The 14,251-nt window shown below is 53.1% G+C and carries 13 protein-coding genes; 4 read left to right on the top strand and 9 right to left on the bottom strand.

What is annotated here, in order from left to right:
* The first annotated feature begins 2 nt into the window (after positions 1-2).
* A complete protein-coding gene (locus INT22_RS19025; RefSeq protein ID WP_226912923.1) occupies positions 3-1,295 on the top strand; it encodes a transporter substrate-binding domain-containing protein in 1,293 nt (430 codons plus the stop codon).
* Here the strand turns inward: INT22_RS19025 and INT22_RS19020 are convergent.
* Genes INT22_RS19020 through INT22_RS19010 form a run of 3 tightly spaced genes read right to left on the bottom strand, consistent with a single transcriptional unit; the run spans position 1,188 to position 3,378 of the window.
* Positions 1,188-1,880, bottom strand: a complete 693-nt coding sequence (locus INT22_RS19020) for a histidine phosphatase family protein (protein ID WP_193068760.1) — start codon at positions 1,878-1,880, stop codon at positions 1,188-1,190. The genes INT22_RS19025 and INT22_RS19020 overlap by 108 nt on opposite strands.
* Entirely contained in the window at positions 1,880-2,995 is a 1,116-nt protein-coding gene (locus tag INT22_RS19015) for an HprK-related kinase B (RefSeq protein ID WP_193068759.1), read from the bottom strand. The genes INT22_RS19020 and INT22_RS19015 overlap by 1 nt, the downstream gene beginning before the upstream one ends.
* Positions 2,992-3,378, bottom strand: coding sequence for a hypothetical protein (locus INT22_RS19010; RefSeq protein WP_226912922.1), 387 nt, complete (start codon positions 3,376-3,378; stop codon positions 2,992-2,994). The genes INT22_RS19015 and INT22_RS19010 overlap by 4 nt, the downstream gene beginning before the upstream one ends.
* Before the next feature lie 62 nt (positions 3,379-3,440).
* Between INT22_RS19010 and INT22_RS19005 the strand changes: the two genes are divergently transcribed.
* Positions 3,441-4,697, top strand: a complete 1,257-nt coding sequence (locus INT22_RS19005; RefSeq protein WP_193061118.1) for an ISL3 family transposase — start codon at positions 3,441-3,443, stop codon at positions 4,695-4,697.
* Here the strand turns inward: INT22_RS19005 and INT22_RS19000 are convergent.
* Positions 4,679-5,251, bottom strand: coding sequence for an ATP-grasp domain-containing protein (locus tag INT22_RS19000; protein ID WP_193068758.1), 573 nt, complete (start codon positions 5,249-5,251; stop codon positions 4,679-4,681). The genes INT22_RS19005 and INT22_RS19000 overlap by 19 nt on opposite strands.
* The gene (locus tag INT22_RS21940) at positions 5,244-6,770 is read right to left on the bottom strand and encodes an aminoglycoside phosphotransferase family protein (RefSeq protein WP_193068757.1); all 1,527 of its coding nucleotides are present in this window, start codon (positions 6,768-6,770) and stop codon (positions 5,244-5,246) included. Before INT22_RS21940 ends, INT22_RS19000 begins: the two co-directional genes overlap by 8 nt.
* A 176-nt stretch (positions 6,771-6,946) precedes the next feature.
* Between INT22_RS21940 and INT22_RS18990 the strand changes: the two genes are divergently transcribed.
* Entirely contained in the window at positions 6,947-8,212 is a 1,266-nt protein-coding gene (locus tag INT22_RS18990; protein ID WP_226912921.1) for a GAK system CofD-like protein, read from the top strand.
* 174 nt (positions 8,213-8,386) lie between these two features.
* Here the strand turns inward: INT22_RS18990 and INT22_RS18985 are convergent, their stop codons facing one another.
* The 4 genes from INT22_RS18985 to INT22_RS18970 form a co-directional block, all read right to left on the bottom strand.
* Positions 8,387-9,886: a sodium:solute symporter family protein gene (locus INT22_RS18985; protein WP_193061228.1), complete on the bottom strand. Its 1,500-nt coding sequence runs from the start codon at positions 9,884-9,886 to the stop codon at positions 8,387-8,389.
* A gap of 156 nt (positions 9,887-10,042) precedes the next feature.
* Positions 10,043-10,435, bottom strand: a complete 393-nt coding sequence (locus tag INT22_RS18980) for a RidA family protein (protein WP_038485767.1) — start codon at positions 10,433-10,435, stop codon at positions 10,043-10,045.
* 11 nt (positions 10,436-10,446) lie between these two features.
* Positions 10,447-11,919, bottom strand: a complete 1,473-nt coding sequence (locus INT22_RS18975; RefSeq protein ID WP_193061230.1) for an N-acyl-D-amino-acid deacylase family protein — start codon at positions 11,917-11,919, stop codon at positions 10,447-10,449.
* Between the two features lies 1 nt (position 11,920).
* On the bottom strand, positions 11,921-12,784 hold the full coding sequence (locus INT22_RS18970; protein WP_193061231.1) for a MurR/RpiR family transcriptional regulator: 864 nt from the start codon (positions 12,782-12,784) through the stop codon (positions 11,921-11,923).
* A gap of 124 nt (positions 12,785-12,908) precedes the next feature.
* Here INT22_RS18970 and INT22_RS18965 point away from each other — a divergent pair, with 124 nt between their 5' ends.
* Positions 12,909-14,117 carry an amino acid deaminase gene (locus tag INT22_RS18965; protein WP_193061232.1) on the top strand — a complete coding sequence of 403 codons (1,209 nt, stop codon included), beginning with the start codon at positions 12,909-12,911 and terminating at the stop codon, positions 14,115-14,117.
* Positions 14,118-14,251: the final 134 nt, after the last annotated feature.

Here is a 14,251-nt window from a genome sequence, read left to right as displayed (position 1 = left end):
CTATGTTCCAGACGTTGGGCTGCTTCGGACCTCGCTTACCTTCTACTCAAAAGGGTGCGTTGTGCGTTCTAGCCCACGTTATGTCAGGGGCATTACTGCTAGGTGGATGTTTAGTAACAACTCCCGTATCGGCTGAGACACTGACTGTTGGTGTGTACCACAATCCGCCAAAACTCTTCGCTGACGATGAAGGTCGCCCTCGAGGCGTACTAGGCGACCTTTTACAGGCGATTGCCAGAGAAGAGCAGTGGCAGCTGGAAAGTCTTCAATGTGACTTTCAACACTGTCTTACCCTGTTAGAGCAAGGAGACATTGACTTACTACCTGATGTTGCCTGGAGTGAAGAGCGTGCTCAGCGTATCGCGTTTCATGAAGAGCCGGTGATGCATAGTTGGTCACAGCTTTACCAGCGCGAAGGGGCTAAGGTCGGCGCTATTTTTGATCTTGAGCAGCAGCGTGTAGCCGTAGTATCAGGCTCCGCTCAGCAACGCTATTTGGCGGCGGTAACCGAGCGTTTTGATATCAGCGTCACTTGGCTGCCCGTGAGTAATTTCTCTGAAGGGTTTCAGGCAGTGGCGGATGGAGAGGCAAACCTTGTGGCCGCCGACCATCTATTTGGCGGCTGGCGGGCTCACGATTATGGGTTGAGTGACACACCTGTTATTTTTCAGCCAGCAAGGCTGTTCTATGCTGCATCCCCACAACTTCCTGATGAGGTACTGAGTCGTATTGATGATGTTCTACGTCGATGGAAGCAGGATAAAGGCTCTGCTTATTATGAAACGCTAAGTGCATGGCGGGCTACTCCAGGACCATCCCAGCTAATTCCCGCCTGGGCATGGTGTGGTATTAGCTTACTAGTGTTACTGCTTATTGTAGCGCTTTTAGGCAATATAATGCTTAAACGCCGTATGAAGATTAATCGAGAACAGTTAAATACCCATGAAGCACTATTGACGACGATTTTAGACAGTGTAGATGCATATATCTATATTAAGTCTTCCTCGCTAAGGTATCGTTACGTCAATCGTCGAATAAGTGAACTTTTTAAGCGGCCCACAGAAGATATTATTGGAAAGTATGATGATGATTTTTTTAATGCCGAAAGTGCCAAGGCCATAAAAGAAATTGACCTTCGGAATAAAGTCCAACGCGGTCATCGTCGCCATCTTATAAGTTGCCACCTTTTAATCGATTGGGTCTGCCAAGTGCCGGTGCTTCCAGTTTCCATACAATCGGTTCCAGCCTTCCGCCTGTTGCTCAAAAACGACGGGGTGTCCGTAAAACATACTTAACCGCTTAATATCGCTGAAGGGTATTACATTTAAATGATAGCTAGCGTGACGTATGGATGCGCCATGGCCAACAACCAGCTGTAGTCGGTTATCCGTTGCGCATCGTGATGGTGTCTTTAAAAGTGCCGTTAAGTGCGCCGCGACTCGTTCGCCTGCCTCGATCAGGGATTCTGCACCCTCGAAAGGCAGCTTGAAGTGGCTGGCTGATTTCCAGCCTTCTGGTAAGGACGCTAGGCGAGGATCCTGGGCAACGATCCTTTCTATTTCCTTAACACTGAGGTTGGCCAGCGCTCCAACACTGCGTTCACAAAGGGCTGAGAAGCAGCGTGAGTAGGGGGGATCTGTAAAGAGTGTTGCTAGCTCTTCGCGGTAGATCTCAGCTGTTTGCCAGGCTCTTAACAGTGTCGAGGAGTGTATTTCGCTAGTCAGTTGGTAGCCTGACGTAGATAGCCACTCGCCGAATTGCCGAGCTTGCTGCCTAACGTCTGCTGCCCCTTTAGCGGTCAGCGGATAAGGCTGTAGGGCGCTAGGTGTGTCCGCCCGTTGTGCGTACTCACCATGCCTGATTAGAGCCAGTGCCACCATCAGAGAATGCCTTTGGCTTGCAGCAGTTCAATGGCACGCTCAAAGTCTATGCTGCCGGTAAGGCGCAGCACTTGAACGCCCCGTAAGTTATCGGCATAGGTCTCGACAGATTGAGTCTGTTCGGGAGGGAAACGGCCATCCGCCTGCTGAAAAAATGCCCCAGGGCTTTTGCGTAAACCCTCAAGTGCCTCTGGCGTTTTATCGCTATCCACACTGCTCAAACGTGTGGGTTCCAGTGAGCTTAAGGACCAGTCAAGGAGTACCAGATTACGTAGCTTTCCAGAAATAGCAGTTTTGTTCTCGCCGTAGGCGTTGGGGATCAGCACATCATATTTCTGCTCAAGATCCCACAGCTGACTTTTCGGCATGCGGTCCAACTTGGCGCACTCCTCGCTGGTAAGCAGCGCAACCAAGCGTTCAGAGTTAAGCAGCGTGCCTGGGTTAACGCGCGGATGTTTGGCGACACCGATAACGTTGACCTGACCCTCTTGTGGCTTAAACAAAATCCGATCATTAGAGAGAAAGCGCGCTTTTTCACTCTCTAGCGCTTTCAGCATTAATGTCGATTTGCCGCCACCTGAACTCGCGGCAATGGCGGTGGTACTGCCATTAATGTCAAAGGCTGATGCGTGGCCCAATAGGTAGCCGTCACGCTGATGATAATTAAGAAACTGATTGTTTATAAAATTGACTACTTGAGATCGATGTTGGGTTAAATCGCCAGTCGCAACCGGGTCGGTTAACGACTGGAATAGCACCATTCCCGTACGTACTTTATGTATCCAGCGTCCTTTCGGTGTATCCACATAGGCTTCTTTTAGGCCAAGAGAACTGCTTTTGTTGCGCTTAACGGGCATCCAATCGATCCCGCTGGTATCAAACTGCCTATCGAGCAGGAATATCCGCTGTTCAGCGTGAGGAGAGGACGTGTGAGGGGAGAGCGTGTGAGGAGAGGTACTTGCCGTCAAGCTGGCGTAGTACTGCTTAAGATAGTCCAGAATAGCTGGATTATCAGCCAGCACATGCAGTGTTAGTCCGTGGAACACCAACGGTAGCTCGTAGAGACAAGCAGCCTTAGCCAGCATTATTTGCTTCTCATCAAACAGGTGGGTCATTCGCCGGCCTCTACTTCAAGTTGGCTAAGAACATAATCACATAACTTTTCGCTGGCATCGATGCCACAGCCTTTTAACGCGCCGCTAAATCCGCCAAAGGCCGAAACCTCAAATACCACAGGGCCCTCATCGGTCAATGCAATATCTACGGTGGTAAAGCTTAGCGTGAAGCATGACTGGGCTTTTTGGCCAAGCTCAATCAGTTCCTGGCTTGGCTCATAGGCTTGATACTTTCCACCGCTGTGTATCGTTGTGTTCCATGCATCGCCACTGGCAACACGGGCATAGGTGCATAAATACTGGCCGCCCAGAAAGACCATGCCTAAGTCCTGACCACCTAAGTTAACGAATTTCTGTAGATAAAAAAGGCTCTTCGACGCCAAGTGTGGAATTCGCCCCCTGAGCTGGGCCAGGATATGACCTCCACGACGACAGGAGGCATGACATGGACGGCACCCAGATTCTGACCCTCGGCCTGGGCCTGGAAGCGCCCTGGATCCTCAAGGACCAGCATCTGGATACTTCCGTGTCACCCCATCGCCTGGACCTCTACGTTGAGGCCGAGCGGGGCAGCCTCTACCCCTGTCCTGACTGCGGCAAGGCCTGCCCGGCTCACGATTTCGCCGACAAGACCTGGCGGCATCTGAACTTCTTCCAGCACCACTGCTACCTGCACGCCCGCGTGCCCCGCACCAAGTGCCCTGAGCATGGCGTCAAGCGCATCGAGGTGCCCTGGGCCCGGCCAGGCAGCGACTTCACCCTGCTGTTCGAGCAAGCCGCCATGTCGCTGGTCAAGGAGATGCCGGTACTGGCCGTCTCCCGGCAGCTGGAGATCTCCGACAAGCGGCTGTGGCGCATCGTGCACCACTACGTCGGCCGCATGCTGGGGGAGCTGGATTTGAGCAACGTGGCCACCGTCGGCGTCGACGAAACCGCCTCTCGGCGCGGCCAGCGTTACGTGACGGTATTCCTCGACATGCAGCGCAAGCAGGAGCCGGTGATCTTCGCCGTCCCAGGCCACGGCAAAGACGCCATCAAGGCCTTTAGCGCCTTCCTGTCGGCCCATGGCGGCGATCCGGACAACGTGGTCGAGGTCGTCTGCGACATGTCACAGGCCTTCCTGAGCGGCGTGGCCGAGAATCTTCCCAAGGCCGAGGTCACGGTCGACTGGTTCCATATCGTGCAGACCTTCACCAAGCGGCTGGACGAAGTGCGCAAGAAGGAGCGCCGGGAGCAGGAACACCCCAAGTCGCTGCGCTGGGCCCTGCTGAAGAGCCTGGAAAACGAGAACCTGACGCCCAAGCAGCTGGTGGCGCTCCAGGAACTGGTGGCTGACCAGAGCGCCACGTCCGATGCCTGGGTGATCAAGGAGAAGCTGCGCTGGATCCAGAAGGCCTCGACGCCGCGGGCGGCTCGGTGGCGTATCACGAACTACCTCAAGGTCATGAAAGCGGCAGTTGCCGAGAAGCCACTGTTGAAGCCGATGGGCAAGGCTCTGGCGACGCTGGAGCGGCATGCCGACGCGGTGGTCCGGCGGTGGCTCTCGGGACTGACGAACGCACGCCTGGAAGGCATGAACGGCCTGTTCCAGGCGGCTCGGTCACGCGCACGCGGCTACCGGAACGAGGCCAACTTCATCGCCATGATCTACCTGATTGGCAGCCCGGTGGGCCGCCTGTTCGATCAGGCCAAATCCACGTGAAGTGACGAAGAACCATAAAAAAGTCCATGTTTAGACTTAAACTTATTCAACTTTTGTGTGTTGGTCGCGACACCATCGGACGCTTTTAACACCACCATGCCTCGGGCTTTGGTCGAGTAGAGTGGTTTTAGGATTGCTGTTCCGAACACCTTGATGGCCTTTAATGCAGCCTCAATACTTTCTGTAACACGTGTTGATGGTAGAGCAATGCCGCCCGCGGCCAATGCGCCAGTGCCCTCAAGACGATTAATTAAACGCATTACCTCGCTTGGGCTGCTGAAGCAGCGCACTCCATCCGCTTCAAGGCTGTTAAGCATCCGTAAACGATCGTCTGCAGCAGGGGAGTACGTTTCGCTTATTTTTTTGATGATCACCCCGTCAAGCTCGTTGAGGACAATGTCTCGGTAGCGTAGCTTGCCTGTCTCTAGCTCTAGCACTACTTCAGACATATCGACGATGCAGCGGAAGCCGGTGTGCTTTTCCAAGTGATTTGCAAGAACTTCGGTTGACCACTTGCCAGGTATCCCGATAACTGCAATCCGCTTTTTAGTCATTAAAAATGTCCTCTAGGGGAAACCTGTAGTTCTCAAGTTCTTCAGGGTTCAGAAGTGTGATTGCTTCTAGCAGGTAGCTCGCTCTTAGCGCGAGTCGGTTGGCAAAGCTTTTGTCATATATAAAGCGCGTGGATGTCGCAAAGGAGCGCCCTAATGCAATGGCTAGACGCGCATCAAAACTTGTATCTTTATTGTCTTTGGCAAATCGACACGCAAATTGATATAGCTGTCGGATCAATGCCATTAACTCGGCCCGTGGGGAAACATCCATAATGGGCAGCCGATAAATGGATGCCATGAGTACTGATAAGTCCTGAACATAGTCAGAGTAAGAAGCTCGGTGCAGATCGATAAAATAGATACGATCTTTGAGTTCGTCATAAATAATGTTGTCGACGTTGAAGTCACCGTGGATCAGAACTGAAAACGGTGCCCGGATGTGCTGTTCAAGCTTTTCAACGTGATCGATCAACTGGTCAAAGCTTGGCCGAGGCAGTCCACAAATTAGCTGGCCCGTACTAAGCAGGCTGGGGTGAGTGTGGCGGGTTTCCGGCATCCGTTTACGCAACTGCTGCATATACTCGGGCTGAGCAGATTCGTTGGTACGTGACGTCTTCCAGATTTTCCTCAACGTCCGCTGGAGTGTGCGGGTAAGTTGCTTGGCCGATTTCCACTGGCCGTTTAACAGCAGCGATTCAAGCGTCCGGCCGGGGAGGTGTTCGATCACCATCGAACCCAGCTCATCTCCCTGCTCGACATGATGCGAGAGCACCGTGGGCGCCACCTTGGGGTAGATCCGCTTCCATTGGTCTACCCCGTAAAGCTCTTCAATTACTTTCTGACTTTCCCCCTCTTTGTAGACTGCCATCATTTTGCCAGAGGTGGCGTGCTCGGCTTTAAGGGTAGCGATGGTGCTGCCGCTGCGGGTAAGCGCCAGCCGCTCAACGGTAAAATCGTCACTCTGGGCGGTCATTACGTGAGCGGCGTTTTGCAGCTGCTTGTAGTTTTGTAAGCGTACGGCGGGGCCAAAGTTAGCGGAGAGTAGGGCGTCGGCAAGCTCCGAAAGTAGATGAATCATGCGGTGAAGTTGAAAATCCACTACGGCGTTGTTACGCATGCCCGAAGCGCCAGGCTCGAAAGCAGCGGTTAAGCGGGCGGTTATTTTGGGAATTCGGTGACCGACTTTCAGGCCTTGTCGAGTGTTTGCATCATCGACATTAATCATCACCAACTTCAATGATTTACCTATCGATCGAATCAGCTTGGCATACTCTTTACGTGACTTGTCTGGGAGCTGTTTCAGAGCATTGATAGCGGTAAACTCTTGGCAGGCCTGCCCCAGTTGGTCAAGCAATCTTGCCAAGCGCTCAAGCGACTTGGATTGTTGAAAACCTGCACCGTCGACTTTACGTCGATGTACATCAACCGCTACGGCAAGTTCAACTTTCTCCAGTAGCGTGTTCCGGTAACCCTTGCGATTAATTAGGCGTCGCGCAGTAGAGCCACTTGGCTGAGTCACATAAACTTCAACTAACTCGAAGTGATTTTCGACTTCGAATCGTAGAAAATAAAAATGCTCTAGAATTGATGCGTTGATAGACTGCCTCACCGTAAAAAGTGTCAATCAAGGGGGGATTACTATAAGTAACTGTGCCATTTTTTATGTTACGTTTTCGTTACAATTCAAAGGGTTGTATGAAGAAAAATCGCTTTACTTGTGCTCATGTTAATATGCCCCGAGAGCTTTCTCAGGGGCAGGATTTGCGTCTTGCCAGATACCGTAAAACGCCGGAACTAGGGCCAAAAATACTTTTTTTCAGCGGTGGTTCGGCACTCAGGCACTTCTCTGAGGTACTGACAGACTACACGCATAACTCGATTCATCTTGTGACCCCTTTTGACTCTGGTGGCAGCTCCGCCGAATTGCGTCGAGCTTTTGCGATGCCTGCCGTTGGAGACTTGCGAGCTCGGTTACTTTCATTGGCTGACGATTCGGTGACTGGCCATCCTGACGTTGCTGCACTGTTTTCGCATCGTCTGACGGCTAATGAGCTGAAAGAAAGCGAAGAGAAGGCCGTGCTGGAGCAAAGCCTACAGGCACTGGTGAGCGCTAAGCATCCACTGCTCAAGGCGATTGCAGAGCCTATGCGGTCGCTGATTCAGAGTTATATCACTGCGTTTTATAAACACATGCCACAGGATTTTGACCTCGCTGGGGCCAGCGTGGGGAACTTGATCTTGACCGGTGGCTACCTTATTCACAATCGCTCACTGGACCCGATTGCTTTTCTATTTGGTCAGCTCATCAAAACACGCGGCACTGTTCGCACAACAACTGACGCTGACCTTCAGCTAGAGGTGTTGTTAGAGAATGGCCAGACAATTATCGGGCAGCATTGCTTTACCGGCAAAGAAACAGCAAAAATTGATTCACCCATTAAATCGATAAAACTATCGGGGGAAGCGGATGATATCGATACTTTGGATGTCTCCAAAGTTTGTAAAGAAACTCGCTTACTCATCGACTCTGCTGAGCTGCTGGTTTTTCCACCGGGTAGTCTTTACAGCAGCATTATTGCCAATTTACTCCCCAAAGGCGTGACCAAAGCATTGGCTAAAAATCCAGCGCCGAGGGTGTATGTGCCTAGTTTGGGAACCGATCTTGAAACGTTTGGGATGACGTTGGTTGACCAGATTAGAATGCTCAATCACCACTTGTCACTCAAACCAGTGCCATTCAAGTCTATGTCATTCAAACCTCAAACGAGGTCGCCAGAACGACCCTTAATAGACTTTCTGCTGTTTGATTCGCAGTTACTGAGTGTTTCAACTGAGCAGATGGAAATCATCAGTAAGCAGATGGGTATTCAAATTATCGATACGGATCTTGCAGCGGATAACGCTGATATAGACCGTTACGATGACGTTAAGTTAGCAGAAGCCCTACTTGGGCTTACCTAATCCCCCGCTAAATCCAAAACAGTGTTGAACCCGCCAGAGACTTCCCCGGATTGTCTCGACTCGTAAGGATGCCCAATGGATTATCGATCGCGTGCCCAGCCCCGCCAATGGGTTATAAAAGCCCCACTGAGGTAATTCATCAGCGGGGCTTTTTGGCGCACTACTGGCTAATAATTAGCGAGATGCAGCGGGCACTTCATCACTGGTGAGTGTTGGCTCGGGCACTTGCTCCATTCGCTGGCGCTCTTGGTCAAGAATCGCTAGCGCCTGCTCCGGGGTAACGCGGGAAGCGGGTGTCACTAGACTTACCATCACGCCTGCTACCAGTGCTACAAGCACCGCAGGAATGCTTGGGTTACCCCAGAAGGCTGTCCAGTCGCTATTGGCGATAATCGTTAAAGAAGTCACCGACGCGCAAATTAGCGTGGCGATCGCGCCCTGCCAGTTGTAGCGGGGCCAGAAGCGACCGAGCATGGCACTCACAAACAGTCCTGACAGAATTGTCGAGATCATACGGGTGATGTAGGTGATGACATTATCCGAGGCTAGTGCGAACAGCAGTGCCAGACCAATGGTTGCTACGAGTGCAATACGTGAGAAGCGCACAACATTTCGTGCGGAGGGCGTGCGGCCCGTTGCCAGCACATACAGATCGCGAATCAGCGTGGAAACGCCGGCAATCGCATCGGAGCTTGCACTCGACATGGTGGCGGAGAGGCCTGCTACCAACAGCAGTAAGCCCAGCCCAAGTGGCATGATTTCAGTGGCTAGAAAAGGGAAGGCGTAGTTGCTGTTTTCGAGCCCAGGGTTAAGCGCGTGGGTGGCCATACCGATAATCGCGGGAATGATCGAAAAGCCCAAGTAAAGAACGCCGGTGATTAAGAACGAGCGGCGTACCGAGCCCACTGATTTACCTGAATAGATGCGCTGACGAAAAGAGGGTGTTGCCAGTACGCCGATAGCAATAACGGCGGCAAGCGATAGCGCCGGTAGTCCGCCAATCTGACCAATGCCTAGAAAGCTAGCGGCGCCCGCATCCATACCTGCTGTAAGACCTGAGAAGCCGCCAACCTCGATCAGTGCCAATATTGCCATCAAGATAAAGCCCGCGAACAGTACGACCGCTTGAATAGTGTCAGTCCAGATAACTGCGAAATAACCGCCGACCACGCAGTAAATGCCGAAGCCCAGAGCAACCAGAATACGCGCAGTCGTTAGATCAATACCCGCCATCCAAGAGAGGTAAAGGCCACCGCCAAGAATATGGGCGCCCAGCCAGCCTATACAGGCAATATAGATAAGTAGCGCGACCACATTGCGCACCAACCGGTTGGCGCCGACGTAATAGGCGAGTTCCTCGCTCATAGTCATAAAACGCAGCTTACGAACGGGGGCAAAACACACGGCGAGTAGTAAAACTCCAATTGCGCCGCCAATGCCATATAAAGCGCCTGCCCAGCCGTTGGCATAACCGAACCCAACGGCACCCATGCTTGAACCAGTACCTACCATGGTGGCAACCGTGGTGCCGACGGTAAGAAAGAGCGGTACGCTTCTCCCGCCGAGCAAGAAGTCGTCACCGCTGCTGCGTTTGTGTCTTGAAATCCACCAGCCAAACACAATCATGGCGACGATGTAGAGCACAAAGGTGGTAAGGAATAGTTGGCTGTTCATGTTAACCTCTTATCGTTGTTGATCCGGCCGTTGCCGCGGCCGGAGGTAGGCAATGGAAGCGATTACCGCAGGGCTTTTATCTGAATCACGCGGTAATCTGGCGCTGTGCCCTTGCCGGGGTACGGCGCTTTTTTTGTGGTAGTTATTTTTAGGTGTTTAGGCGCGATCAGCGCGGAAGCACTTCACGTCAACCTCAACTTTGCAATCCACCACCAAGTCTTGAACGCTGCAGATGCGTGCCGGTGGGTTGTCGCCAAAGACCTCCTTAAACACTTTGTTGAAAGAGCTGAAATAGCGCGCATCGGTGAGCACGGTGGTGACATGTACGACATCTTCAACGCCGTAACCAGCTTCATGCATAATGGCCAGGCAGTTGTTGAAGGCGAGGCGAGTCTGCTCAACAATGCCGCCTTCAACGACTTCGCCATCGGTCATGGGAGTTTGGCCGGAGACGTATAGCCAGCCACCTGCCTCTACAGCGCGGGCAAAGGGCAGCTTCTGACCGCCGGTGCCTACGCCGCCTTCGGTGCCGTATCGTGTAATGCTCATGAGGTTTGCTCCTAGTTGGGGTGAAAGGTGGGAATTGATTGCAAAATGCGCTCTGTTCTGCGCAGCATCCTGCCTGCGCGTTGGTCTGAAATTGTGCCCTGGTGATAGGCGATTTTGCCGTTCACTATGACCATTTCGATGCCTCTAGCGGCCGCAATAGGGGTCTCGTAATTGGCTGTATCTTCAAGAGTTTTCAGATCAAAAAGGGTGAGGTCTGCGTAGGCGCCTATGCGGATCACGCCACGATCTGTTAAGCCAAAATTAGCTGCCGAAAGGCTGGTCATTTTGCGCACCGCTTCGGCTAGCGGCATTAGCTTTAAATCGCGGCTGTAGTGAGCTAGTACACGCGGAAATGCACCCCAAAGACGCGGGTGAGGGTGCGGGTCGTTCGGTAAACCATCGGAACCGACCATGGAGAGCGGATGCGCTAACACTTGCTGCATATCCGCTTCACTCATGTTGTGGTAAACCGCCCCCGCTGGCTGTAGCTGTTTGGCAGCGTCTAAAAGAGATACTCCCCACTCGGCGGCGATCTCTTTAAGTGGGCGGCGCGCCTGCTCTGGGTGCGGTGTCGACCAGGTAATGGTGATCTCAATCTCATCTGTCACTTGGCCGAGATCGAGGGTGGAGGAGCCAGCGGTGTAGGGGTAGCAGTCGCAGTGAGCATGCTGATGTTGGGCGGCTGCCTCTAATTTACCCAACGCCTTACCCGCGCCTCCCCAATTACCCGCGCCGGCGCATTTTAGGTGCGAGATCACCAGGGGCACCTGGCCACTGCGAGCAGTGGCAAATGCTTCGTCCATGGCATCTAGCAGACCCGCAAACTCATCACGAAGATGGGTGGTATAGACGCCGCCTGATTTCCCGACGGCGGCCACCAGGGGAGCCATTTCGGTGGTCGGCGCGTGTATCGCGTTGCGGTAGGCAAGCCCCGAACTAAGCCCTAATGCACCTTCATCTAGCGCTTGGCTTAGCAACGCTTCCATGTTGGCAATTTCTTCTCGATTCGCAGGCCGGGCAAAGCTATCCATCACCTGGCTGCGTAGACTGGTATGCCCCACCAAGGCGGCGACGTTAATACTGGGTGCGGCAGCGTCCACGGCGTTGGCATAGGCGCTGAAGCTTGGGTAGCGAAAGTCTTCTAGCTTGCCCAATAAATTCATGGGGTCGGGAACTTCGCTAGCGAGCGTCACGGGGCTGGCGCTGATTCCACAGTTACCCACCACCACCGTCGTTACTCCTTGTGTCAGCTTTGGCAGCATTTCGGGAGTACGAATAACATTGGTGTCGTCGTGAGTGTGGACGTCAATAAAGCCAGGAGCCAGATAGCGCTCTTGGGCGTCAATAATGGTTGTGGCGGTGGCGTAGGGCATGTCGCCAATGGCGCAGATACGTTCGCCTTGAATAGCCACATCGGCACGAAAATGGGCTGCGCCGGAGCCATCCAATACGTTGGCGTTACGAATCAGCAGGTCGTAAACCATCTTAATCTCCTAGTGGCTGGCGGTTGTCGCCACCGCGATGGTCATCGAGGCTAAGTTTGAGACGGCGTAATTTAGTTCGTGAACGCTCACGGTGGCGCATGGCAAGTTCAAGCGCTAACACGTCGATGACCGCCAGCATGGCGTAGCGGGAAGCTGAAGGGTGATAGATGAAGTCGGTTTCCCGAGAAGTAATCGGTAGCACAATGTCGGATGTTTCGGCTAAAGGAGAATTCAGAGCGGTGATGGCAATCACTTTTGCGCCGTACTGCTTGGCAATTTGTGCAGACTCCACCATCTCCGGGGTGTAGCCAGTGACTGATAGCACAACGACGACGTCATTCGGCTCTAGGGTTGACGCTACCATGCGGGGCAAGAGTGCTTGAGGGTAAGCGCAGATCGCATAGCCCAGTCTAACTAAACGGAACTGAAACTCTTGGCAGAGAATGCTGGAACCGCCTCCTGCGCCAAATACCAATATCTGGCGCGCTTGATCCAGCAGTTCAACCGCGCCTGCTACATCGGCCTGGGCGAGTAGATCACGGTTAAGCGCCAAGGTTTGCGTGGCAATGTCATACACCACGCTTGAACTGTCTTCGGGGGTCGCTTCTTGTATAAAACGACGACCTGCTGCTAAAGCGCGTGTTAAGCGCGTTTTTAAGTCGCGCACATTCGTGCAGCCGATAGCGCGGGCAAATCGGGTGACGCTGGCATCACTTACTCCTGCGCGCTGGGCGATGTCACCGATGCTTGCTTCGGTGACAAACTCGATGTCAGCAAATATCAGCTCGGCGACTTTCTTTTCAGCTTCGCGCAGGGCAGCAAAGTCAGTGGTAATACGTGACAAGATGTCGATTTCTTGGCTCACCGTGGACTCCTAGGGGTTGCCTGATTTAGAAAGTATGTTAGTTTCTAACCTGAAGTCAATGGTTGTGAAAATATCTAACATTGATGTGTTTCATTAAACAGAAAACTAAACAGGAAGTGGGCGAATGCAGACAATGCCATTAGTAATGGATAAAGGCGGTGTGGAATTGGGATCAAACCTTCTATCAGGTGTCAGCCTGCCTGCTGCCGTGGTGCATGAAAGCCCACTGGCTCATAACGTAGCCTGGATGCAACGATTCGCCGAGGCTCATGGCGCTCACCTGGCGCCCCATGGCAAAACCACCATGACGCCCGCGCTTTTCCAGCGACAGCTCCAGGCGGGGGCGTGGGGTATCACACTTGCCACTGCACCCCAGTGTCGTGCGGCCTTCACCAATGGTGTCACTCGGATATTGATGGCGAACCAACTGGTTGGTCAGGCCAATATGTCCATCATCGCCAGCCTGATTGAGCAGGGCGCGACGTTTTACTGTGTGGTCGATAGTCAGGAAAACGTGCGTCAGCTCGGACGTTTCTTTGCGGAGCGTGATTTGAATTTGGCGCTACTGATTGAGGTGGGGGTCACCGGAGGTCGTTGTGGCTGCCGCAATAAGCAGCAGATTCTTTCTCTGGCAGAGGCAATTGCTGATGAGCCTGCGCTTTCACTAGTGGGGTTGGAAGGCTATGAAGGGGTGGTTCACGGGGATAACCCCGAAGCGGGTATTCGTGCTTATGCTCAATATCTGGTGGATGTAGCGGTAGAGCTTGAAGCGGCTGGCCGCTTTGCGCAAGAAAACCCGATCGTAACGGCCTCAGGTTCTGCTTGGTATGACGTGATTGCAGAAGTCTTTGAGGGCGCACCGCTGCAGGGGCGATTTACGCCTGTGCTACGGCCTGGGTGTTATGTCGTCCACGACCATGGGCTTTATCGTGAAGCACAGTCAGCGGTATTAGACCGCCGACCGGATTTACAGCAGGGGCTTGAGCCTGCTCTGGAAGTGTTTGCCCAGGTGCAGTCGCTTCCCGAACCTGGGCTTGCCATTGTGGCGCTTGGGAAGCGTGATATTGGTCATGACCAGTTACCTATTGCCCTGCGTCGTTTCCGGGAAGCAGGTAGCGCCTCGCAGCCATTGCCTGTGGCTGGTTGGGAAGTGACGAAAATTATGGATCAGCACGCTTTTGTGCACCTTCCCGAAGAGGCTCAGGATGTCGAGGTCGGTGATATCGTCGCATTTGGCGCCTCTCATCCCTGTTTAACCTTCGATAAATGGCGCCAACTGCTGTTAGTGGATGACCAGTTAAACGTTAAAGAGCGTTTGGCTACCTACTTTTAAAAGAGACTCTATGATCGCTCGCCGCGACGTCGCTTACGCGGCTAAGCGCGCAATAGCGGCGGGCAGTTCATGGGCGTGTTGAATACCAATGGCACCCTCGGGGGTAACTTCCTCGTTAGGGAAGTGGTTGAGGT

It is taken from the genome of Halomonas sp. 3D7M (assembly GCF_014897885.1).
In the GTDB taxonomy this organism is placed as follows: domain Bacteria; phylum Pseudomonadota; class Gammaproteobacteria; order Pseudomonadales; family Halomonadaceae; genus Vreelandella.
The sequence above is the reverse complement of the archived record's forward strand: the minus strand, read 5'-3'. Positions and strand labels throughout refer to the sequence as shown.